This is a genomic window from Methylobacterium sp. 10, assembly GCF_000519085.1.
In the GTDB taxonomy this organism is placed as follows: Bacteria; Pseudomonadota; Alphaproteobacteria; order Rhizobiales; family Beijerinckiaceae; genus Methylobacterium.
The window spans coordinates 3,283,527-3,303,402 of record NZ_KI912577.1 but is presented as its reverse complement, the minus strand read 5'-3'; the positions used below and the strand labels follow the sequence as shown (position 1 = coordinate 3,303,402).

At 66.6% G+C, this 19,876-nt stretch carries 20 protein-coding genes; 10 read left to right on the top strand and 10 right to left on the bottom strand.

The genetic code is table 11. The features are described 5' to 3' along the window. The first annotated feature begins 5 nt into the window (after window positions 1-5). The gene (gene hisI / locus K368_RS0115430; RefSeq protein WP_051439886.1) at window positions 6-446 is read left to right on the top strand and encodes a phosphoribosyl-AMP cyclohydrolase; all 441 of its coding nucleotides are present in this window, start codon (window positions 6-8) and stop codon (window positions 444-446) included. Then, the gene (locus K368_RS0115425; protein ID WP_155935163.1) at window positions 443-1,507 is read left to right on the top strand and encodes a patatin-like phospholipase family protein; all 1,065 of its coding nucleotides are present in this window, start codon (window positions 443-445) and stop codon (window positions 1,505-1,507) included. Before hisI ends, K368_RS0115425 begins: the two co-directional genes overlap by 4 nt. Before the next feature lie 67 nt (window positions 1,508-1,574). On the opposite strand, the gene K368_RS0115420 is transcribed toward K368_RS0115425, so the two are convergent. Both K368_RS0115420 and K368_RS0115415 read right to left on the bottom strand, forming a co-directional pair. Next, window positions 1,575-2,006, bottom strand: a complete 432-nt coding sequence (locus tag K368_RS0115420; RefSeq protein WP_027173114.1) for a CBS domain-containing protein — start codon at window positions 2,004-2,006, stop codon at window positions 1,575-1,577. 129 nt (window positions 2,007-2,135) lie between these two features. Further along, entirely contained in the window at window positions 2,136-2,960 is an 825-nt protein-coding gene (locus tag K368_RS0115415) for a rhomboid family intramembrane serine protease (protein ID WP_027173113.1), read from the bottom strand. 352 nt (window positions 2,961-3,312) lie between these two features. Between K368_RS0115415 and K368_RS0115410 the strand changes: the two genes are divergently transcribed. From K368_RS0115410 to K368_RS0115395, 4 genes are all read left to right on the top strand, one after another. Beyond that, window positions 3,313-3,930, top strand: coding sequence for a PAS domain-containing protein (locus tag K368_RS0115410; protein ID WP_027173112.1), 618 nt, complete (start codon window positions 3,313-3,315; stop codon window positions 3,928-3,930). 114 nt (window positions 3,931-4,044) lie between these two features. Then, complete coding sequence (locus K368_RS0115405) at window positions 4,045-4,671, top strand: PilZ domain-containing protein (protein WP_051439885.1); 627 nt, start codon at window positions 4,045-4,047, stop codon at window positions 4,669-4,671. Between the two features lie 425 nt (window positions 4,672-5,096). Continuing rightward, entirely contained in the window at window positions 5,097-5,723 is a 627-nt protein-coding gene (locus K368_RS0115400) for a transglutaminase-like cysteine peptidase (protein ID WP_027173110.1), read from the top strand. Between the two features lie 153 nt (window positions 5,724-5,876). Beyond that, on the top strand, window positions 5,877-6,560 hold the full coding sequence (locus tag K368_RS0115395) for a transglutaminase-like cysteine peptidase (RefSeq protein ID WP_027173109.1): 684 nt from the start codon (window positions 5,877-5,879) through the stop codon (window positions 6,558-6,560). 112 nt (window positions 6,561-6,672) lie between these two features. On the opposite strand, the gene K368_RS0115390 is transcribed toward K368_RS0115395, so the two are convergent. The 8 genes from K368_RS0115390 to K368_RS0115355 form a co-directional block, all read right to left on the bottom strand. Beyond that, on the bottom strand, window positions 6,673-6,999 hold the full coding sequence (locus tag K368_RS0115390) for a hypothetical protein (RefSeq protein ID WP_027173108.1): 327 nt from the start codon (window positions 6,997-6,999) through the stop codon (window positions 6,673-6,675). 186 nt (window positions 7,000-7,185) lie between these two features. Further along, the gene (locus tag K368_RS0115385; RefSeq protein WP_027173107.1) at window positions 7,186-7,398 is read right to left on the bottom strand and encodes a DUF3126 family protein; all 213 of its coding nucleotides are present in this window, start codon (window positions 7,396-7,398) and stop codon (window positions 7,186-7,188) included. 121 nt (window positions 7,399-7,519) lie between these two features. Further along, entirely contained in the window at window positions 7,520-8,380 is an 861-nt protein-coding gene (cysE, locus tag K368_RS0115380) for a serine O-acetyltransferase (protein WP_027173106.1), read from the bottom strand. Window positions 8,381-8,588: 208 nt separating this feature from the next. Continuing rightward, window positions 8,589-9,545, bottom strand: a complete 957-nt coding sequence (locus K368_RS0115375) for a helix-turn-helix transcriptional regulator (RefSeq protein WP_081739583.1) — start codon at window positions 9,543-9,545, stop codon at window positions 8,589-8,591. A 429-nt stretch (window positions 9,546-9,974) separates the two neighbouring features. After that, entirely contained in the window at window positions 9,975-10,886 is a 912-nt protein-coding gene (locus K368_RS0115370) for a transglycosylase SLT domain-containing protein (protein ID WP_027173104.1), read from the bottom strand. Window positions 10,887-11,112: 226 nt separating this feature from the next. After that, on the bottom strand, window positions 11,113-11,940 hold the full coding sequence (locus tag K368_RS0115365; protein ID WP_027173103.1) for a Cof-type HAD-IIB family hydrolase: 828 nt from the start codon (window positions 11,938-11,940) through the stop codon (window positions 11,113-11,115). Then, window positions 11,937-12,470 (bottom strand): gluconokinase, encoded by a 534-nt coding sequence (locus K368_RS0115360; RefSeq protein ID WP_027173102.1) that lies wholly within the window; start codon window positions 12,468-12,470, stop codon window positions 11,937-11,939. The genes K368_RS0115365 and K368_RS0115360 overlap by 4 nt, the downstream gene beginning before the upstream one ends. A 32-nt stretch (window positions 12,471-12,502) precedes the next feature. Then, window positions 12,503-13,756, bottom strand: a complete 1,254-nt coding sequence (locus tag K368_RS0115355) for a hypothetical protein (RefSeq protein WP_027173101.1) — start codon at window positions 13,754-13,756, stop codon at window positions 12,503-12,505. A gap of 334 nt (window positions 13,757-14,090) precedes the next feature. Here K368_RS0115355 and K368_RS0115350 point away from each other — a divergent pair, with 334 nt between their 5' ends. The 4 genes from K368_RS0115350 to K368_RS0115330 all read left to right on the top strand — a co-directional run bounded on the left by K368_RS0115350 (window position 14,091) and on the right by K368_RS0115330 (window position 19,696). Continuing rightward, window positions 14,091-15,260 (top strand): polysaccharide biosynthesis/export family protein, encoded by a 1,170-nt coding sequence (locus tag K368_RS0115350; RefSeq protein WP_027173100.1) that lies wholly within the window; start codon window positions 14,091-14,093, stop codon window positions 15,258-15,260. Window positions 15,261-15,454: 194 nt separating this feature from the next. Next, window positions 15,455-16,630: a branched-chain amino acid ABC transporter substrate-binding protein gene (locus tag K368_RS0115345; protein ID WP_155935161.1), complete on the top strand. Its 1,176-nt coding sequence runs from the start codon at window positions 15,455-15,457 to the stop codon at window positions 16,628-16,630. Window positions 16,631-16,740: 110 nt separating this feature from the next. Further along, window positions 16,741-17,838: an ABC transporter substrate-binding protein gene (locus K368_RS0115340; RefSeq protein WP_027173098.1), complete on the top strand. Its 1,098-nt coding sequence runs from the start codon at window positions 16,741-16,743 to the stop codon at window positions 17,836-17,838. 439 nt (window positions 17,839-18,277) lie between these two features. Then, window positions 18,278-19,696, top strand: a complete 1,419-nt coding sequence (locus K368_RS0115330) for a deoxyribodipyrimidine photo-lyase (protein ID WP_027173097.1) — start codon at window positions 18,278-18,280, stop codon at window positions 19,694-19,696. Window positions 19,697-19,876 lie beyond the last annotated feature (180 nt).

Genomic DNA, 19,876 nt, shown 5'->3' with positions numbered 1-19,876 from the left:
ACGCGATGACGGTGAGCCAAGCTTCCGCCGCACCCGGTGGGTTCTCCCCGCCCGGTTCGCGCAAGGATGTGGAGGAAGGCGCAACGCTGACCCCGCGCTTCGACGCGAATGGTCTCGTCGCCTGCATCGCCGTCGATGCCCATGACGGCCGGGTGCTGATGCTCGCCCACATGAATGCCGAATCCCTCCGGCTCACCCTCGAGACCGGCGAGGCTTGGTACTGGTCGCGCTCGCGGAGCGAGCTCTGGCACAAGGGCGCCACGAGCGGGCAGGTCCAGCGCGTCGTCGAGATGCGGGTGGATTGCGACCAGGACGCGCTCTTGATCTCGGTGGAGGTCGGGGGCGATGGCGGATGTTGCCATACCGGGCGGCGCTCCTGCTTCTACCGCGCCGTCTCCCTCGATCCGGTATCCGGCGAGGCCCTGCTCGGACCCGCCGGGCCGTGACCTGGGATGGGCTGTCCTTTCGCGGGGTCGCCCTCTACCGCCAGGGCATGCTGTCCACCCTGTCGCAGAAGCCGGTCTTTCCACGGGGCAATGTCGAGCCCGTGGCCGAACAGCCGCCGCCGCGACCGCGAATCGGCCTCGCTCTGGGCGGCGGGTCCGCGCGGGGTTGGGCGCATATCGGCGTCATCGAGGTGCTGGAAGAGGCCGGCATCCACCCCGACATGGTGGCGGGCTGCTCCATCGGTGCCGTCGTCGGCGGCTGCTACGCCGCCGGCAAGCTCGATCTGCTCAAGGATTTCGCCCTGTCGCTGACGCGGCGGCGGGTCATGGGGCTCCTCGACCTGCGCCTGGGGTCTGGCCTCATCGCCGGTGAGCGGTTGAAGCGCCGCCTCGAAGGCGATCTCGGCACGCGGCGGGTGGAGAACCTGCCGATCCGCTTTGCCAGCGTCGCGACGGATCTCGGCTCGGGCGACGAGGTCTGGCTGACCCGCGGCTCCCTCGTGGAGGCGATCCGGGCCTCCTACGCCCTCCCCGGCCTGTTTCCCCCCGTGCGCCTCGACGGGCGCCTGATGATGGACGGAACGCTGGTGAATCCGGTTCCGGTCAAGCTGGCGCGCGGGCTCGGGGCCGAACTGGTGATCTGCGTGAACCTCAACGGCGATCCGCGCACGGAGCCCGGTCTGGTGATCGGCCCGGAAAGTGACGGAATCGCTTCGCCGGCCATGCCCCTCGGCACGTCGCGCCGGGGGTGGAACCTCCTGCGCCGCATGCGTGGCACTGGTCGACGCGCTGCGGGGCCACGTCCCGCTTCGCTTCGGGAGCCCGGCTCCCCCGGCATGGGGCGGGTGATGTTCGATGCGTTCAACATCACGCAGGACCGCATCTCACGAGCGAGGCTGGAGCGTGACCCACCGGACCTGATGGTGTCTCCACGGCTTGCGGAGATGGGCCTGTTCGAGTTCCATCGCGCCGAGGAGGCAATCCGCCTCGGGAGGGAGTCGGCCAAGGCGGCGCTGCCCCGGATCCGGGAACTGGTCGCCCTGGCGGCGGAGCGGGTGTGAGCAGGCGCGTCGGTGCCGACCTCCGGATGCCGTCTTCGAATGGGGCTTCCGGGTCGAGCAGTCGTTCTCAGGCCATGGTGATGTAGTCGCGCATGGCCTGATGCTCCGCCTCCACGGCGGCGATCCGGCGCTTGACAACGTCTCCGATGGAGACGAGGCCGGCGAGGCGCCCGTCTTCGACCACCGGCACGTGGCGGAAGCGCCCGGCGGTCATCAACTGCATCACGTCCTCGACGGTGCTGGAGCGGCCGCAGGTGGTCACCGCCGTCGTCATGTGCTCGGAAATCGGGGCATCGAAGGCCCCTGCTCCCTGGCGCGACAGGGCACGAATGATGTCGCGCTCCGACAGGATGCCGAGGACGGCACCCGCGTCGTTGCTCACGACGATGGCGCCGATCCGCTTCTCCGCAAGGAGGTGAATGGCTTCGTCGAGGGTCCGGTGCGGCTCCACCGTGACGACGGAGCCGCCCTTCTCAGCTAGAATGCGTGCGACGGTCATGGACGTGGTCTCCCGTATGATGCTTGTCGCGGGCCGGGTCGATTCCGGCGCATCACGGAATTGTGTGACGCAAGGTCTGACGTGACAACCCACGAGCCCCCGCATCCGATGCCAAAACATGCGGAAAAATTACGCTTTCGTGCTCCATGAGCGGTCAAGGATCGGGAAAAGGAAAAATCCTGCCAGGAATCCGCCCAGGTGAGCGTCCCATGCCACCGTCGAGGACTCGGCTCCCAACGGCAGCGAAATGATCCCGAACACGAAGTTGGTGACGAGCCAGATGCCCAGGAACATTACCGCCGTGCGGTTCCTCAGCAATTCGGGGATAGTCTGAAGTGGCGGATGCGCCACGCGCTGCCAGGGCTGGCCGGCGAGGAAGGATGGCGGCGGCTGGAACACGAAGCGCGCGGCGGCGGCCATCAGAGCCGAGACCCCGGCCGAGGCGCCGATCAGCGGGGCGGTGCTGAGCGGATCGATCGCCACGTGCAGGATGCCGCCGCACACCGCGCCGATGAGTCCGAGCAGACCGTAGCGCCAGGGACCGCATCGCCGCGCCACGGGGGAGCCGAAAGCGGCAAGCCAGACCACGTTGAAGATGACATGCGTCCACGAGCCGTGCAGCAGGGCATAGGTGCCGAAGGTCCACAGACTCGCGGAAGGGTTCGCCACGACATACTGGGCGAAGGCCGCGCGGGCTTGCCCCGTCTCCGGATCGGCCACGGCCGCCGAGGCAGCCGACAGGATCTCCGCGGCGCGGTCTGGGGCCACCGAGACGAGCCAGCGGCCGGGGATCAGGGCCAAGTTGAGGAGGAGCGTGATGTCCCATTCGTCAGGCAGGACGAATTCGCGCAAGGCGTGAAGGCCAAGCAGCAGGGCGATCGATGCCGTGACCGCGCTCGGCATGTTGAAGACGGGGACGCGACTCTGGCGCGGAAGGTCGGGCGTGGCATCCATGGCGCCACCATGTCGGGGCGGATGCCGCCGCCGCAAGCCCCCGAGCCATGCAAATTCAGGCGAGCGGCAAGCAATTCCGGCGAAGGGCCGCCTCATCCCAAGGACGTCGCCTGAACGATCGAGCGGTGACCGGCATCGTCTCCTCAGCGTCTCGGATGGCGGCACGCCCCAGCGCCAGCCGTGTCGACGCTCAACAGCGTTAACCCTAATCAAAGCTTAAGCGGGCGTGCCGCGTTAGACCGGCATAAGGTGTGCGGCAGGCTTGTTAACCGAACCGCACGCTGTGTCCAGCGCTCCACGGATCGGGCCGATTTCGAACAGGTCCCCCGGGACCGTGCCACGACGGGACGCCATGAAGCATCCGACCAGCCGTATGCTCTATCATTACTGGGACCGGCTTCGTGGAACACGGGCCGCGCCGGAGCGGAGCGAGATCGAGCCCGGCGAGATCCGAAACCTCCTGTCCGAGAGCCTCATTCTGGAACTGGACATGGCGCGTTCCGACGCGACGGTCCGGCTGGCGGGAACCCGCGTCTGCGCGTTGTTCGGGCGCGAACTGCGTGGCAGCGCCTTCGCCGACATCTGGGGTGCGGGGCAGGCTGATCCCTGGCGCCTCGTGGAGACGGTGGCGGTCGATACGGTGGGGATCGTCGCGGGTCTGCAAGGGAAGACACAGCGGGACGAACAGATCGACCTCGAACTCCTGCTCCTTCCCCTGCGCCACCGTGGGCAGACCCAGGTCCGCCTGCTCGGAGCGCTCAGCCCGAAAGTCGTTCCACAATGGCTAGGGCTTCGCCCCGTGGAACGGCTCGAATCCGTGTCTCTGCGCGTCCTCGATCCGACCTACGACGTCATCGATCTCGCCAGGAACGACGCCGCAGCCAATCTCAGGAACCTGCCGGAACCTGCCAATGACAGCCTGCCGGTGCGTCGCGGTCACCTCATGGTGCATCCCGGCGGACGGTCCTGATCGGCCATCTATTGGAGGAAGAACCGGACTTGTTTGTTCCCGGCAAAGAGTTTCGTAACCAGCCGACCTATACGATTGTGCCGACGACGATCTAACCCGAGTGCGGATTCCGCGATGATCGAGGCACTCGCACAGACTGAAGCGAAGCCGTTGCGCTTGCTACGGCCGTCGGATCTGCGTCGCCATCAACGGGTCAAAGTCGCCCTCCTCGGTCGCTACATGCTGGCCGACCGCCGCGAATTCCCCTGCCAGACCGTGGACATGTCACCGGGCGGCGTGCGCCTGACCTGCGCGGTTCCGGGAGAACTCGATGAGCGCGTCGTGCTGTATCTCGAGAGCATCGGGCGCATCGAGGGGACCATCGCCCGGTTCCCTAGCGGCGGCATGGCAGTTCGCTTGAACGCGACTCAGCGCAAGCGCGACAAGATCGCGTCCCAGCTCACCTGGATCTCCAACCGCGAGGCCCTCGGCTTGCCCGAAGGGCGCAACCATGAACGTCTCACCCCGCAGGAAACGGGAGTGACGGTGAAGCTTGAGGGCGGGCGCGAGGTCGCCGCCCGCATCATCGACGTCTCTCTGTCCGGCGTCGCCCTCTCGACCCAGGCACAGCCATCGATCGGAACAAGCGTCATGGTCGGGCGGACGCCGGGGCGCGTGGTGCGCTACTTCGAGGGCGGCATCGGCGTCGGCTTCATGCTGCCGATCTCGCCGGACCTGTTCCATGAGGGCCTGACACTCTGAGAGCGGCCTCCCACCCCGAGCCGGGTGGGAGGGCGACGTGACGGAGGGGCGCGGCGACGGAATCCCCACGTCTGTCGGCTCGCATCTCCGATTCGAAAGTCGATCCGCTCTCGGTCGAGGCGTCGATCAGCGCGAGCGATCGTTCCTCCAGGACTGTCCCACGGTACGGCTGGATGGCGTGATCTCCGCTTCGGACGGGGGTCTCACGATTTGTCAGCACTCGTCCCGTCTCCCATCCCGCGCCCTCATGATTACGGTTTCCTGATCTCGGTCGCGCAAATGCGAGTCTTCGATTCAGGCGCCGGTTGGCTCTGTCCGCCGGCGGCCCCGCTCCGAGGCCAGATCGATAAAATTGCGCCTATCCGTTTCAGCGCAGCACAGGAAGCGTGGCGGCATCGTGGTCCTCGTTGGACGAGGTGGTCGCGATGTCACGGACGAAATCACTTTTGGTCGGGATGCTCGCGGCCCTCGCATTGTTCGGCGCCGGGGCCTCGCAGGCTCAGACGCTGGCGGCCCTGCCCTCGCCCTCCCAATCCGCCGACGTCCTCGGTACCGCCCGCCCGATCGTCGGCTGGGTCTCGTTCTGCCAGCGTTATCCGGCCGAATGCGCCGTCGACGCAAATGAGCCACCGCGTATCGCCCTCACTCCCGCGACCTGGAGCTTGATCGTCTCGGTGAATCGCCGGGTGAACACGGGCCTGCGCGCCGTCACCGACATGGACCATTGGGGCGAAGCCGACCGCTGGGACCTCGCGGAGGACGGGATGGGCGATTGCGAGGATTTCCAGCTATTGAAGCGCAAGCGTCTCACCGATGCCGGCCTGTCCCGCCGGGCCATGCGGATGACCGTGGTCATCGACGAGAAGGGCGAGGGTCATGCCGTGCTGACGCTCCTCACCGACCGTGGTGAACTCATCCTCGACAACAAGACCAGCGAGATCCTGCCCTGGTACCGGACGGGATACGTCTTCATCAAACGCGAGAGCCAGGACTCCGTGGCCTGGGTGTCACTGGGCGGCGTTACGTCTCCGGTGACCACCGCGAACCGTTGAACCGGTTTCTCTCGGGTTGCCCGAAAACATCAGTTCTCTGCCATGGAACCCATGGTCGCGTGGGAAGTTAATTCGGGTTTAACTTTTGGATTGAGCCCCGGCCCCGGGCATGCCAGTTTCTTGCCTTCGGCAACGAATGGCAGGGCGACCGGAATGCGGCACGCGATTCTGCGAGGCGTCGACGGCGGAAGCTTCTCCGGAAGCGAGCTGTGGCAACGGGTCGGCCGCATGGCCAAGGTATCCCTGGTCGGCTCCATCTTGCTCCTCGGCGGGGCCGCGACGCAAGCACGCCCGGTCACAGCCCTTCCCGATGCGCCGGCCGTGAGCGAGAATGGCGGCGCCCGGCCGGTAGCGGCCTGGAACGGGTTCTGCGCCAAGTATCCCGCCGAATGCATCGTCGATACGTCGCAGCCGGCCTCAATCACCCTCAACCCTGCGATCTGGCGCACGCTCACCAGCGTGAACCGCCGCGTCAACGGGCGTATCCATCCGATCACCGACATGGCCCATTGGGGTGTCGTCGACCGGTGGGACTTTCCCGATGACGGTTTCGGCGATTGCGAGGATTTCCAGCTTCTCAAGCGCCGGATGCTGGTGGAGCGCGGCCTCCCCCGTCGCGCCCTGCGGATGACCGTGGTCATCGACGATATTGGCGAAGGGCATGCCGTGCTGATGGTCCGCACCGACAAGGGCGACCTCATCCTCGACAACAAGACCGCCGCCATCCTGTCCGCGCCGCGCACCGGCTACACCTATGTCAAACGCGAGGGCCAGGACAGCATGGCCTGGGTTTCACTCAACGGCGTCGCCTCGCCGGTGGCCACCGCCAATCGTTGAGGGGGGGCATCGGCTCGCTCTCACCCCCTTTTCCCATGCGGGTGAAGCGAAGCGGAGCCTGGTTCGGAGTTAGGCGCCTTCCGATCGTGACGCTTGGCGCGCCGCGTTCCGCTCAGCCGGCGATCATACGGGCGAGGTCGAGGGCGACGCGGCCAGAGAGCAGGCTCCAGCCGCAGGCGATGATCGTCGCGATCATGACGAAGGGGATCGGCCGGCGCTCGATCCGGCGGCCGCGGACGGTGTTGCGCAGAATGATGAAGGGGGCGCCGAAAGCCAGGATCGGCAGGGCGGCCACCGCCCCGACACCGCCGCGTTCCAGCAGGCTGAAGCTCGCGCGTCGGTCAGAGACCAGTTCGAAAGCGCTGGCGAGCAGGCCCGACAAGGCCAAGCCTACGCACAGCGTGTGGATCGATTCGATAGCGGAAGGGCTCATATCCATGGCGCACTCGACCGTTGACAGCGGATTGAGCACACACTCTGCCAGAGCGTTTACGGGTTGTTAAGGATTTCCCGGCGTCAGGATTAACCGACGCACAGGGAGAACTACGTGGATCGGGGCGTCATGCGGACCACGGCTCCGGTGAGCCCGCGATCGAAATGCGAAGCCTCGCTGCTTCCGGCGACCTCAGTCTTCGAGATCGATGTCGAGAATCGCCATGGCGAAATTGAACGAGCGATCGCCGTCCTCGTCGTCCACGGAGACCACCCCAAGGAATTCCTCGCCGATATAGACTTCGGCCGAATCGTCCTTCTTGGGTCGGGCCACGAGGCGGATATTCGTGTTGGCGAACGTCCGGCGCATATAATCCTGGACCTTCGTGATGTCGGTCTTGTTCACGCTTTCGCCTCTTGCTTTATCGGTGGTCGGTGGAGGCGGGGCCGGTTCGAGCGGCCCGGTGCCTCGGGATGGGCACCGCTTGCCATGCCGCTTCGCGCCGGGCAAGCGCGGGCGAACGGGTTCAGATGCCCTCGGCCATGTGGATGAACTGGTCGATATTGACGAACTGGTCCATGGCGCGGGCCGGTTCTGCGCAGCCGGCGGTGCCGACCACGCGGGCAGGCACACCCACCACGGTGGTATGGGCCGGAACCGGGCGCAGGACCACGGAGCCGGCGGCGACGCGGGCATACTCGCCCACTTCGATATTGCCGAGGATCTTGGCGCCGGCACCGATCATGACGCCACGGCGGATCTTCGGGTGCCGGTCGCTGCCCTGCTTTCCGGTGCCGCCAAGGGTCACGGCATGCAGGATCGAGACGTCGTCCTCGATCACGGCGGTGGAGCCGATGACGACGCCGGTGGCGTGGTCGAGGAAGATGCCGCGCCCGATGCGGGCGGCCGGATGGATGTCGGTCTGGAAGACCTCGGACGAGCGGCTTTGGAGGTAGAGCGCGAGGTCGCGGCGACCGCTGGTCCAATACCAATGCGCCAACCGATGTGCCTGGATGGCGTGGAAGCCCTTGAAATACAGCACAGGTTCGATGGCCCGGGCCGCTGCGGGGTCGCGATCCAGCACCGCCCCGATATCGGCGCGGAAGCTGTCGCCAATGCGCGGGTCAGCGGCGATGGCCTCGTGAAAGCCATGAGCCACAAGTTCCGCTGGCAGCGATGGATGGCCAAGGCGCGCGGCGACGCGGTGCGATACCGCCGCTTCGAGCGTCGATTGGTTGAGGATGGTCGCGACGATGAACGAGGCGAGTTGCGGCTCCTCGCGAACGACAGCTTCGGCCTCGCCGCGCAGGCGCGACCAGACCGGATCGACGGTCCCGGCAATGGACTCATGTCCAATCGCGGGATTCGAGAGTGGACTGGCGGACATGGACTCCTCCGCGATGCGGAATCTAAGGCGGGCGGTGCGACCCGTACGGCTGGATCACGTCGTCCGGGCTCGGACGGGCAACGGTACGGGAGAACACTCTCCTGAAGGTCAAGGACGGACGGGGCAGTCCGTTCCCTCAGACCCGCTCCAAAGCGTGGGGAAAGGCATCCCCGGTATCAAGGGGCATCGCTCCCGTGCCGACGGCAGATCAGGCGCTGCGCCGATAATCAGCCGATCCGAAACGCGCATCGATCACGGCGGCGAGCCGATCGATCATCTCTTCCAAGGGGACGTCGGACGTGTCCACCACCGCCGGGGCGCGGGCATAGAGCGGCTCGCGGCTGAGAAGCACGGCGCGCAGTTCCTGCATGGCCGAGGCGTGATCGCCCGTGGTGGCGAGTTTTCCCTGGTCGCGCACGCGCTGCATGTGCTCCTCGGGCTTGGCGCGGAGCCAGACCGTGAAGAAGGCCTGGAGGAGGAGGTCGTAGGTCAGGGGCTCGGCCACGATGCCCCCGCTCGTGGCGAGGATCATCGGGCCGGGATGTTCGGTCAGCCGGCGCAGGGCGGCCTGTTCGAGGCGGCGATATCCCTCCTGGCCGTAGATGGCGAAGATCTCCTTCACTGACAGCGCGTTCTCGCGCTCGATCTCCGCATTGAGCTCGATGAAGGTCCAGCCCAGGCGCTCGGCCACCCGGCGGCCGAGGGTCGATTTACCCGCTCCACGCAGGCCCACCAGGGCCACACGCGGCATCGGGGTCTCGCCGTTGGCTGTGGCATGGCCGGACAGGATGCCCTTCGCCAGGGTGATCTGTTCCGCCGATGCCGTAGCGAGGAGGTCGCGGATCACATGCCAGTCCGGCGGGGTGTCCTGCACGGTGATCATGTCGTCGAGCCGTACGCCCATCGCATCCGCCACGCGGCGCAGCAGGATGATCGAGACGTTGCCCTGCCCGCTCTCGAGCTGGGCGATGTAGCGCTCTGACAACCCGGAGGTCTGGGAGAGGAGTTTTCGTGACAGGCCGCGCACCGTCCGCGCGTGCCTGACACGCCGACCGAGTTCGGCCAGGAAAATCGATTCTTGTTCAGCCGCGCCGGCCATGCCGTCGTCCGTCTTCCGTGTTCGCGTCCCGGACCTGACCGTCCCGGAGGCTGATGGCCTCACCATATCCCACCACGCAATTCATGCTCGGCACGAATTCGTGCCGGCGAAATCGCTTGCAGCGGGCTCCCGAGCGCCGGTCGCGGTCCTTAGTTCCATGGCTGTTCGGCCAAGATCAGGCTCGCGACTACGCTTCACTATCGTCGGCGTTGGGCTTGATGTCCAAGACTTGCACTTCGCGCCCTGCGTTGGAAGCCCGATCCTGCAAGTCCGTCGTCACGAAATGCCGCACTGCACCATGTGATGTGGACGTCGCTCATACGCAAGAGAAACATTTGTTGTCTCTGCCGCAATCAGCATGGCCGAGGGAGGGTCTGCGTGGGTTGATTTTAGAGGCGATCCTCGTTTGTCCCAGACGGCGACACGAAGCTGATTCAGGCCGCGAGGATTGCCGGCGCGGTGAGGGGCGCGTCCGGTGCCGAAGACCGTTGAGACCTACTGGCTCGGCGGGAGGGCCGAGGCTTCCATGATGGTGCCGGGCGTCGGCGCCCTCTTTGCCACGATCGGCCGGCCGACCGCGGCGAGGACGACGGCCGAGGGACGACGCGGCGGCAGCGGTACTTCCACGGTCTCCGTGACGGTGATCTCGGTGGCGACCACCGCTGCGGCGGCCTGGGGCACGGCCGGATGGACCGACAGGGAAGCGAGCGCCGTGGCCGGTGAGGCGGTGGCCGGCGCATGGGCGGGACCGATCTCCGCCACGGCTGGTGCGAGGCCGGACAAGGCGGCCGGGCGGCGCGGCGGCAGCGGGACTTCAACTAGTTCGCTCGGCATGGGCGGAGTGGTCAGGCTCGGAGCGTAGGCCAGGGCCGTGCCGGCGGCGGTGACGTTCGCATCGGGCTGCGCCTTGCGCTGCCCGCCGAAGCCACGGGTGAACACGTCGCTGAAGGCGGCGCCCGATTGCGGTGAGGCGGTCGCGGTATCTTCGATGCCGGCGACCAGGGTGCCCTGGCGCTTGCCCGCATGGTAATAGCCGCGGTTATAATAGCTATAGGCTTGGTGAACATTGCCTTTTGCGGTGCGATACGCACCGGCGAGATAGGCGATCCCGTAACGCAGGTTGATCTTCGGATCGTAAAGCCCGGCCGCGTCGCCACGATAACCCAGGCCGCGCGCCGTGGCGTGCTTGATCTGCATCAGACCGAGGGCACTGCCGCCCCGCGCATTTGGATTGTAGTTGCTTTCGCGCTTGACCACCTGATGCACGAAACTCGCCGGGACGCCGTTTGCCTTTGCCTGCTCCTCGATCAGCGCATCGATGTTGTCGCGGGCCGGAGTGCCCTGGCCGAAAACCGGGCCAGGCAGAACGGCCGCAACCACGGCGAGGAGCAGGAGGCGCTGATTCATTCGGAGACCCGGTGGCGTCGTTCTTGATCTGATGGCCAGGGTCGAGGCCAATTGAGGCCGGAAGGCGGCTCCGTTGCCATGATTGCGGGGAAGCGCAGCCGTTTCTTCCTGTGCTGTGGCGCACATGGCACAGGCCCGGATTTTCCCCTGGCACCTCAACCGGCGATTCTGCGAGCGCCGCCAAGGGGCTGGCCGGTGCCGGGAAAATTTGGGCGAGATGGGCGCGTCAGCGCGTCAAGAGAAATTCATCCACCGCTTTTGCGAACCCTTCCTCGTCGTTTCCCGTCGTCACCGCCGAAGCGGCCCGCTTCACGGCCTCCGTCGCATTGCCCATGGCGACCGAGAACCCGCTGCGCGCGAACATAGCCATGTCGTTGGCGGCATCGCCCAGTGTCGCGATCCGTGCGTTAGGTATCCCGAGGCGGTGGGCGATTTCGTCGACGAATGTCCCCTTGCCGCGCCCATGCGGCGTCACGTCGAGATAATAGGCCTGGGAACGATGCACGTCGGCGCCGTTCCCCAGAGCTTCGGCGACCCGCTCCTCGCATTCGGCCAGATGATCGGTATCGGCGCTGACGCCGACGATCTTGGACGCGACGGCGAGGAGTGGAGTGAGATCCTCAACGCAGGTGGGCTCGGCCTGCAGGGTCCGGCGCTCGAGATCGGTATAGGGTCCGTGAGGGTCGCGCAGATTCCATCTGCCTCGCGCGAACACCCAGATCGCGAGGCCGAGCCCACCGAAGAGCCGCACGGCCTCGCCGGCCGTATCCTCCGGGATGAAATGCTCGGCGATGATTGTGCCATCGGGGTCGAGCAGGGTGCTGCCATTGAAGGCGCCGATCGGCTGGCGCAGGCCGAGTTCGGCGATCAGCGATGTGAGCCCCATCGGCGGTCGGGCGGACGCGATGGTGAAGCCGATGCCGGCCGCGTCGAGCCGCCGGACCGCGTCCCGGCTGCGCGGTGTCAGGCTCTTGTCGGAGGTGACGAGGGTGCCGTCCACGTCCGAGATCACGGAGGCGATCTGCCGATCGCCGGAGGGGTGGCCCGACTTCATGCTGTGTCCCGTGCCGTCTCAATCGTCGGGGGCAAACCCAGTTCGGTCAGGATCGTTGCCACGATCGCCTCCGCGCTTCCGGCGATCGGTACCGCCAGGGCCCCCTCCTCCGGTCCCGGGGGCTCGAGGATGGAAAATTGGCTGTCGAGGAGGGCTGCCGGCATGAAGTGGCCGGCCCGTCGGGCAATGCGGGCCGCGATCAGGTCCCTGTTGCCGTCGAGATAGACGATGCGGATGCCTGCCCGCCCCTGGACGAGCGCATCGCGATAGGCCCGCTTCAGGGCCGAGCAGGCAAGGATACCCGGTCGGCCAGTCGCGAGGCATGTGCCGATCCAGGCCGCCATGGCCGCGAGCCAGGGCGCGCGGTCGGAATCGTCGAGGCCGTGGCCATCCCGCATCTTGGCCACATGGTCCGGGCTGTGAAAGGAGTCGCCATCGACGAAATCCCATCCGAGACGCTCGGCCAGAAGGCCGGCGACCGTGCTCTTGCCCGAGCCCGAGACACCCATGACGACGATGATTCCGGGCATGTCCGCTTCCGCCCTCGGCTCCGGTCCCGACCTCACGGCTTGTCCGCCGGGCTGATGACGATGCGGGGGCCGGTCACCCGGTCCCGCAGGCGCTGCGGGCCGAGCGCCATGGCGAAGAAATCGTACTCGCCGCGACGGTCGTTGGCGAAGAGAAACTGGAAATGCATGCGGAACGGCCGCCATCGTACCTTAATGTATGTCTCCGGGTCGATGATCTCACGGAACTTGGCCGAACGCACCAGCGGGTTGCGCGGGGCTCGGCCGCCGAGGTCGAGGGGCAGACGCTCCACCGGATCGAAATCGGGGAAGTTCATCCAGTCCTGCGGGGCATAGTAATCGACCCAGACGATCCGGTCCGAGACGACGAGGCTCGCGATGTCCGAGTGCACCCGGCGCGCCCCGCTCTGCAGCGCCACGATGGGCAGGCCCGAGCCGAGGGTCAGCAGGGAGAACGCCGTCGTTCCCGTGCCGATCTCAGGGTCGACGGCGAGCACGCGGGCGGCGACTTCCACCGCCGTGAGCGCGCCCGTGGAATGGCCGAGGATGAGCACCTCGTCGATCTCGGTTCCCTCCGCACGGAATGCCGCCAGCCGCTCCACCACCAGGTCGGCGAAGGCATCGACACGGGTTTCGTAGTCGCGCCGCCAGCCCTGGCCATGCTGCCAGTTGAAGACCCAGTCGTTGAGCAATTGCCAGAAGAACGCGCGGTCGAGCAGGATGTCGAGGGACTTGATCCAGACGATACCGGCCGCGACCCCCAGCGGCACGGTCACCCAAGCCGGCCAGTGTGCACTGTGTCCGAACCCATCGCCCAGATGCGCATGGATCTGATGCGCGATCAGGCCGCTCACGAGGGTGAGCAGGAGTATCAGGCCGAGCGGATAGAGGATGACGTTGCCGTATTTCCAGTTCAGACGGTAGAACTTCACCATCATGCCGGAGACGATGGCCTGAAGGCTGCCAATGAGCAGCAGGACGACGCTGACGATGCGCCAGCGGGCAAAATCCTTGAGGACGAGATCGTCCCACAGCAGCACGTCGTAGCTCGTCTCCGCTCCGCCGACCTCCGGTTCTGCGGCCACCGTCCAGCGCTGGGAGAGCCCGTCCGCGCCCATGACCGCGCGCCCGGGGCGACGCTTGGGCTCACCGAACCGCTTGGCGTGAAGTGTCAGTTCGCGCACGAACAGCATGCGGTAGCGGGTACGCCCCTCCGGGTCGTAGCCCGGCACATAGAAGACATGCCGCCGCAGGACGGGCCTCTGGACGCCGGCATCCTGGGGCAGCATGCCGGAAGTGCGTTCGGGGATCGTGTCAGACAAAGGCGTCCTGCTTTGGCTCGGGTGTCCTCGCAGGTGCCCCCCTGCTCGGGACCCTGAAATTCGCATGGCGATCCGTCCACCGTCGAGCGGTTTCGGCCGCCAAACGAGGCTTATGCGGCTAAGTAGCCGAGTGCGCCGTTCGGTCTGGAGCGGTGAAGAAGATCTGGAAGTCCTGCATGTGCGTATCGGGGATGATCCGTTGCGCGCGTCCCGTCGGGTCGGCACTGTGACCGGCCCGCCACGGACAGTGACGTGGCTTTGGTTTAGGCAGCGGATGAGAGAAACCGACAGGCGAAACTGCATGCGCACTCTGCCTATCGTCCTTATCACCACGCTTTCGGTGTCGGGATGCGGCGCCTTCCTGCCCGCCGCCGGTCCGTCGACCTCGGCCGTGGTAGACGGCGCGGATCAGGCGACGAGCGAGGGGACCTTCGCCCGTTACGAATTCATCGACATGAACTCCGCAGTGGTCGAGGCCCTGCGCGGGCGCTCACTCGATAGCCTCTTCGCGTCCTTCGGCGACCGTCGCGCCCCCGCGGAATCGGTCATCGGTGTCGGTGACGCCGTCGCCGTTTCGGTGTTCGAGGCGGGTTCGGGCGGCCTGTTCTCCGGCCCCCTCACGGTCAATTCGTTCTCTCCTGGCTCGAAGGCGGCGCAGCTGCCCGAGCAGGTCGTCTCGCGCGATGGTGCCATCTCGGTGCCCTATGCAGGCCGGATCCAAGTGGCCGGCCGGCGGACTCAGGACGTCCAGGCGCTGATCGAGACCGAACTCTCCGGCAAGGCGATCCAGCCCCAGGTCATCGTCACCGTGATCCGACCGGTCTCGCAATCGGTGACGGTCGGTGGTGAATCCATCGGCGGCGCCCGCGTCCCGCTCGGAACCCAGGGGGATCGCCTCCTCGACGTCATCGCCACCGCCGGCGGCGTCAAGACGCCCGTGAACGAGACCTTCGTGCGCCTCTCGCGCGGCGGCACGACGGCGACGGTGCCGCTGACGACGGTGGTGTCGAACCCCAAAGAGAACATCTACCTGCGGCCCAACGACAATCTCACCCTGGTACGCGATCCCCAGACCTTCCTCGCTGTGGGCGCACTGGGTCAAGCGACCGAAATCCCGTTCCAGGCCGAGGGCATCACCCTGGCGCAAGCGCTGGCCAAGGCGCGTGGGCAACGCGACGCCGATGCCGATCCGACCGGGACGTTCATCTTCCGCTTCGAGCCGGCGGCTGTGGTGCGGCGCCTCAAGCCCGGAAGTCCGCTTCTCGGCACGCCGCTGGTGCCGGTGGTCTATCGCGTCGACATGCGCGACCCCAACAGCCTGTTCCTCACCCAGGCGTTCCGCATGCGCAACCGCGACATGATCTACGTCTCGAACGCGCCGTTCACCGAGATCAAGAAGGTCCTTTCCGTCTTCGCCGCCGCAGCCCAGCCGATCACGACCGGCGTGCGCGTCGGGAGCGCGTTTGACTGAATCCGCCCCGATCGTCACGGATCGGGATAGGCCCTTCGATGAGGGCGCCGGCTCGGGCGGACAGGTCGGGGTACTTGCGTTCTCGTCGGCCTTGCCGCACGGCATCCGCGATGCCACGGGTGCCTTGGGGTCACTCGCGGGGCTCGCTTGTCTTTCAGTGGGCCGGACGGGAGTTGGGGCGGGGCGACATGAGGATGAGACGGGTGGCCCGCTTTTTCGGGCCGGCGAGCGGGGTCGTTCGTAAGGCCCTGCTGGGGCGGGCGATCGGCGCACCGAGCATGGTCGCTTCCGGATTTCTGGCCGTCTTCTCCGTCGTTTCCTTCGCTCGAGCCGATGTGACGGTCGGCGTGGCGGTACCGCAATCGGGCGCCTATGTCGCCGTCGGCGAGCAGGTCCTTCGCGGCGTCCGGGCCGCGGTGCGGGACGCCAATGCCAAGGGCGGCCTCGCCGGCCAGACCATCCAGCTCGACGTGCAGGACGATGCCTGCGATTCCAACAAGGCCGTGGCGGTGGCCAAGCACTACGCCCTGAGCGACGTGCGCCTCGTCGTCGGCCATGTCTGCTCCAATGCCTCGCTTGCCGCCTCGGAAGTCTATGCCGCCAACGGCATGACCATGGTCACCGCCGCCTCCGTCGCCGCGAAGCTCACCGATCGCGGCCTGCCGAACGTCTTCCGGGTCTGCGGGCGCGACGACGATCAGGCCAAGCTTTCCGCCACCGTGCTCGCCGAGCGCTTCCGCGACAGGAAGATCGCCATCCTGAACGATCAGAGTCCCGGTTCGCGAGCACTGGCCGCCGCCACCAAGGACAATCTCAACCGGATCGGCATCAACGAGGCCCTGGCCACGGCCTTCGTCGCCAGCGACGCTGACGACGCGGCCCTCGCCGACCGGTTGAAGGATGTGGGCATCGCCGTGGCCTATTACGGTGGTGACGCCCAGGAGATGGGGCGCCTCGTGCGGATCTCGGCGGAGCGGGGCTTCCGGCCGCAATGGTTCGGCACTTCCGCCATTGCCACGCAGGATTTCGCTACCGCGGCGGGACCGGCAAGCAACGGCGTGCTGATGACCTTCTATCTCGATCCGCGCCGCAAGCCCGAGGCGGCTGCCGTGGTGCAGGCGCTGAAGGCCGAGGGCGGCGACGTGGAGGGCTCGACGATCTACGGCTACGCCGCCCTTCAGGCCCTCGTGGAGGCAGGCAACTTCGCCCGCAGCACGGATGCGAGGCGCATCGCCTCCGCCCTGCACACGGAGCGTTTCGACCTCGTCCTCGGCCCGGTGGGATTCGACGGCAAGGGCGATGTCACCGCGCAGGGCTACGTGCTCTATGTCTGGAAGGACGGCACGTTCACCTATGCTCCTCCTCCCTGACACGGTCGGGCGGGCGAGGAGGAAGGGACGGTGCGCGGGGGGAATGATCGGATCGATTTGCCTCCTGCCTCGTTCGTGAACGAACCGAGAGACCGGTGAAGCGAGATTCCATGCCCCCACACCCTGCGCGCCGCAGCCTGCTCGCCGCCGGATTTGGCGGTGCCGCCGCCCTGTCGATGGGGACGGCCCGGGCCGAGACGATGCCTGAGACGCGTTGGCGGCTGGCCCCCCACTACCCGAAATCTCTCGATATCCTGTTCGGCGCGCCTGAGACCCTGGCCCGCCTCGTGGCGGAGGCGACGGACGGCCGTTTCCAGATTCAGGTTCTTTCTCCGGGCGAACCTGTGCCTGCCGAGGGCGTGATCGACGCCGTATCGGCAGGGACGGTGGAGATGGGGCATGCGCCCGCCAGCCTCGGCGCGGGGAAGGACCCGACATTCGCGCTGGCCACCGCCCTGCCCTTCGGCCTCAATGCCCGCGGTCAGAATGCGTGGTGGCTGCAGGGCGGCGCCGCTGACCTGTTCGCCGAGGTCTTCGCCAAGCATGGGCTCGTCAGCTTCCCCGGCGGCAATACCGGGGCGCAGATGGGCGGCTGGTTTCGCCGCGAGGTGAAGAGTGCCGGCGACCTCCAGGGGCTCAAGATCCGCATCGGCGGTCTCGGCGGTCAGGTCCTTGCGAAGTTCGGCGCCGTGCCACAGGGAACGCCGGGGCCGGAGATCTATGCCGGCCTCGAATCGAAAGCCCTCGACGCGGCCGAGTGGATCGGCCCCTACGACGACGAGAAGCTCGGGTTGCAGAAGGTGGCGCCGACCTACCATTACCCGGGCTTCTGGGAGGGCAGCGCGATGCTGCATTTCTGGATCGGCGGCGAGGCGTGGAAGGCCCTGCCGAAGGCCTATCGCGCCATCCTCCAGGCCGCCGCCGCGCAGGCCCATGCAGAGGTTCTGGCGAAATACGATGCGCGCAACCCCCGCGCCCTGCGCCGCCTGGTGGCTGCCGGCGCACAGCTTCGTCCTTTCCCCCAGGACGTCATGGAGACGGCCCTGAAGCATTCCAACGATGTCTATGCCGAGATCTCGGCCAAGAACGCCGATTTCAAGCGTATCTACGAGGCGATGAAGACGTTCAGGAACGAGGAATATCTCTGGTTCCAGGTGGCGGAATACACCTACGACAATTTCATGATCCGAGCGCGCGCCCGCGGATGAGCATCGCGTGGCTTACAGGCACTGCGTGGCTCCGGCCAGAAAAAAGGCCGCTCCGAAGAGCGGCCCGAAGTCTAGGGAGGAAACGCCCAAGAAGGGCAGCAGGACCGCGACGCCATCGCGTTCCCGCAATGCACAATCTGAGCGTCCCACATGGAATTGCAAGGTCGTTCGTGCAACGGCGCCCTGTCTTTTCGTGTGACGCCGCACTTCGTAATCCGTCTGTGTCGTAAATGTCGCGGGGCAAGATCAGCTCAGTCTTTCGGCTCGCCGGCGCCGCCGGAGGCAATGACCGCGACGTGAGACGCCCTATCTGCATTACCCGAGCGGTCGCGAATTCTGGTGCAGTCGTCTCCCTGACGACGGGCTTTCGAGATCGATAATTCCTGATTCCCGCCTGGCGGGGGCATAAACTTCGACGGCGACGGGGCGATCTAACACGATGGCGATACAGGCGAAGCGGGTTCGGTCGCTCAACGACCTCGAACCGGATGCGGGCGGCTCCTACGTCCTCTATCTGCTGCAACAGGCGAACCGCGCTCATTTCAACCCGGCCCTGGAACTCGCCATCGAGGAGGCGAACCGGCTCGGTCTCCCCGTAGTGGCGTGTTTCGGGCTGCTCGATGGTGCGAATGGGTTTCCCGAGGCCAATGCGCGCCACTATGCCTTCCTGCTGCAGGGGCTCGCCGATGCAAAGGCGGGACTTGAGGAGCGCGGGATCCATGTCGTGATGCGCAAGGCGTCGCCGGCCGAGATCGCCATCGACCTTTCGGACAAGGCAGCGCTCCTCGTCCTCGATCGTGGCTACCTCGCCATCCAGAAGCGCTGGTACGGCGAGATCGTCGAGGCGGTGAAGACCCGCGTCGTCCAGGTGGAAGGGGACGTGGTGGTGCCGGTGGAGGCCGCTTCGCCCAAGCACGAATACGCGGCCCGCACTCTGCGTCCCAAGATCCTGAAGCTCCTCGACGAGTATGTGGAAGAACTCAAACCCAGGACCGTGAAGCACAAGGCCGGGCGCGGGCTGCCGAAGAGCGAGATCGACGTCTCGGACCCGGAGGCGGTGTTGGTCGGAATGAGCCTCGACCGCGAGGTCGCTCCGGTGACGCGCTTCACCGGCGGCGAGACGGAGGCGCGCCGACGCCTGAAGGCTTACCTCGCCGGGCCGTTCCGTTCCTATGGCAGCGACCGCAACCGGCCCGAAGCGGGGGCCGCCTCGCATATGAGCCCCTACCTGCATTTCGGGCAGATCTCCCCCGTGGAGATCGCCCTCGCCGTGAGGGCGTCGAAGGCGGGCGCCTCGGAGGACAAAGCCTCCTATCTCGAGGAACTCGTCGTGCGGCGTGAGCTCGCCATGAATCATGTCCACAACACCGAGCACTACGACAGTTTCCAGCACGCGGTGCCGGACTGGGCGCGCAAAGCCCTGGCCGAGCACGCCGATGACGAACGCCCGCACCTCTACACCGAGGCCGAACTCGCCGAGGGCAAGACCCACGACGAATACTGGAACGCCGCCCAGGCCGAGATGCGGGTGACCGGCTACATGCACAACCACCTGCGCATGTACTGGGGCAAGAAGATCCTCGAATGGTCCCCGAGCGCGGAGGAAGGGTTCAAGCGCACCCTGCGCCTCAACAACCGCTACTTCCTCGACGGGCGCGACGCGAACTCCTTCACCAACGTCGCCTGGGTCTACGGCCTGCACGACCGCCCCTGGGCGCGCCGTCCGATCTTCGGGACGGTACGCTACCAGAGCGAGAACTCGCTCCGGAAATTCGACGCCAAGGCCTATCTCAAGACCGTCGGCGAACTCTGCCAAGCCGAGGAGAAGGCGGGAAAGACGCCGCGCAAGAAGAGCTGAGGGGCGGTACGCGCCTTGCGTCACGGGCCTTGTTTGGCAAGTGTCCTTGCTCGGTGAGTGTCGTCGGGCCTTCATGTCGTGCCGGCACATGCGCCGTACGTTCTCGTGATCCTTCCCGTCTTTCCGGGGCGCCAGGGGCGAGCCCGGAATCCAGGACCGCCGGTGGAGTAGAATGAACAT